A 2,594-nucleotide genomic window follows, 5' to 3' on the forward strand; every position below is an offset into this window, starting at 1 on the left:
CCAGGCACAGCTCTTCCGGCGCTCCGCCCCGGTTGAAACCGAATGCGAAACGAGGGAGCTGACCGGTTCAGCGCGTGCTCCATCGGTCCCGGGCGAAAAACGCCCAGGCCGAATGCAGCCGTATTGGTGAGGCAGTCGCCGTCCTTGAAATCCGGTGCCGGATTTGCTATCGAACTGTTGCTACACAGGTGGACATTGATCTGCCTTATGAACGCGCTCGTTCCTTTGCCGAGGTTCGGGCGCTTTCATTTTGAAGGGGTCATTTCTTCATTGGTTTTTCTCCTCGTTCAGTCAGTTTCAAACGAACCGGATCCTGAGCGAAAAACTCTGCACCAGGCACCCGGAGACGATAACAATCTGATCGCCTTCCGAGAAGAATTTTTGTTGTTTTGTTTCAACGCGATACAGCTAAAATCAAAGTTCCGTTCTCACTCCCGTCCGCTAGATCAGAACCTTACAGATTGTGCCTGCGCCAGACTGTGGCACAAGTTTCAGCGATCCTTGCGGCCGGGCAGAAATCCGAAAAAGAAAAGGCCGCTGCGTGTTTTCGCAAACGGCCCGGCCTCAAGGATAGGGAATGATCTGTCTTACACGTTCCGGCTCACTAGTCTTCTCGCAATCCAAAGGCTGAAAACGGCATTCCGCAGCCACTGATTCGGTGAAGTCCGATGTGAGCAGGAGCGGTGAACTGAACAGTGCCCTGCGCCCGATCCGGGAGGATCAGCCTATGAGGCGCGGGGCCGCAGATGCGATATGGCGGTTCAGGTTCATAGGGAAAGAAGTAACTGATGCACAACCGGAGGGTCAAGCAGGTTTTTTGAAGGGCCTCTGAAGGATTTTGATACCTTTTGAAGGCCGCCGCAAACGTGGCGAGTGCATTCACGGTTTCCCAAATTCCAGAGCAGGGGCTGCGCTACACCCTTTGGGGGGTTTCTAGCACATAAAACACAGCCCAGGATAGATAAGTATACCTGAGAATCCTTTGGTGGAGTACTGTACACCAAGGCAGGATACTTTGGTTTACTCGAAGAAATCTGCCAATAAATGCTGTTAGTCTGAACGGCTCCCGTAGCGGGCAGCAACGCCGATCAGACCACTCCGCTATCCTATAGCACTCGTCTTTCCCGAAGAAACAGCTCCAAGTCTCACGAAATTTGAAGCGCTCGGCACCGCCCAGAAGCTGAAGCAACAGCAGCAGAATCTCCACGTGATAGCAAAGACAGCTTTTCCCCTGATTGAACACTTTGTAACGTGCCATCGAGGGCCGCAGCTTTCGTGGCCACTAGGCCACCACACCTTTGGTGTGATACGACTTACGCTCATGACACCCCAAGGCTGCACAAGTATCCCAAGGTAGAATACGGTACACCAAGGCAAGAGACTTTGGGGTACCCGGGGAGAGCCGATGCGCATCCAACGGGCGAGAACTGCTGAGGCATCTCCCCAAAGAATGCTTACTTGCTCTAACCTCCAACTGAAATCAACCTGCGATGATCCCATATTCAGCATGCTTGCAGCTCAGACAGCTTGATTAGCCCGGCCCGCCTTTAAGCTCCAGACCAACCATGAGCCATACCACTGCGTGCAACATGACCGGCCGACATCACAGTGCGAACCGAACAGAGGTAATAACTCCCTCGATCACCGACATTTAACATTCTACTTTCCTTGTGAGTCAGCTGCCGAAGCGACGGTGAAACAAGTGGAGCTTTTGAGGAGAGATCAGGCTAGTGGCAGGCCCTGCATCATTCCCGCCCTGTAAGTTTCAGTGATCAGCATGCACGAATTGTTCTCGATCTCAAGAACATAGCTGCGGGCTGATTGCGGGTCCGGAACTCCACAACGCGCCCAGAGACCAGCTAAGACGCTTTCGGGGCATGTGACCGACCGTTTGCGGGTCAATTTGATGTCGAAAATGTACCCAATTGGGGAATATCCCTGTTCTAGATGTCGTCGCACCTCGTCGTCGAGTTGTTCCAGAGAAACATAAGTCAGGTTGTCCATCATTACCTTGCCATTATGGGACATACAGACTTGCCGTTCGATGAATCTCTTTCCCGGCAGATGTGCCCGGACCTCTGCGGGGACGTCTTCAGTAACACCCTGATGCAGAATATCGAGACGCACCGGGCAATTGGAGATGATCTCACAGATCAGGGTTGCGGAGCCGTCCTGTACCAAAAGGAGCTGTTTCCACAGCTCGGCCCATTTCGCAAAAGCTGATCCGGCTGGAACTCCGTCGTCGAAACGCTTCCGTTCCAGTTCCGGTGCAGCTGGGACCTTACGGTTCGCCAACCTGGCCGGATGATTGTCAATCGTATCCATATTGGCCTTTTCTTTTCGGTCACTTGCCACTCCGCCGCGCAACGCGCCAGCAGCAAAGTGCAATTAGAATCATGCAGTCTAGCAACAGAAGCCCTGCCGGAAGCAGCAGCGGCCTTTGATCCAACCCCATGACTGCCCACAGAAATTCTACCATATGGCGGGTTGGTGTGCCCCAGGACAGTAGTTGAACGGAATCTGGCAGGAGCTGCACTGGAACCCACAGGCCACCAAGGTAAGCCAACGGCAGAAAGATAAGCATGGCTATAGCC

Annotated in this window: 1 protein-coding gene; it reads right to left on the minus strand. The window is 53.4% G+C overall.

Annotated elements, in window-relative coordinates; all coding sequences use genetic code 11:
* Positions 1 to 1,722 precede the first annotated feature (1,722 nt).
* Positions 1,723 to 2,325, minus strand: a complete 603-nt coding sequence (locus RA19_RS24835) for a chorismate--pyruvate lyase family protein (protein WP_039168371.1) — start codon at positions 2,323 to 2,325, stop codon at positions 1,723 to 1,725.
* Between the last annotated feature and the right edge of the window lie 269 nt (positions 2,326 to 2,594).

Origin of the sequence: Leisingera sp. ANG-M1, from assembly GCF_000813745.1 — a bacterium.
In the GTDB taxonomy this organism is placed as follows: domain Bacteria; phylum Pseudomonadota; class Alphaproteobacteria; order Rhodobacterales; family Rhodobacteraceae; genus Leisingera.

Bases quoted from the DNA above. Each gene is read 5' to 3' on its own strand.
- RA19_RS24835 (WP_039168371.1), bottom strand. From the start codon at position 2,325: ATGGATACGATTGACAATCATCCGGCCAGGTTGGCGAACCGTAAGGTC.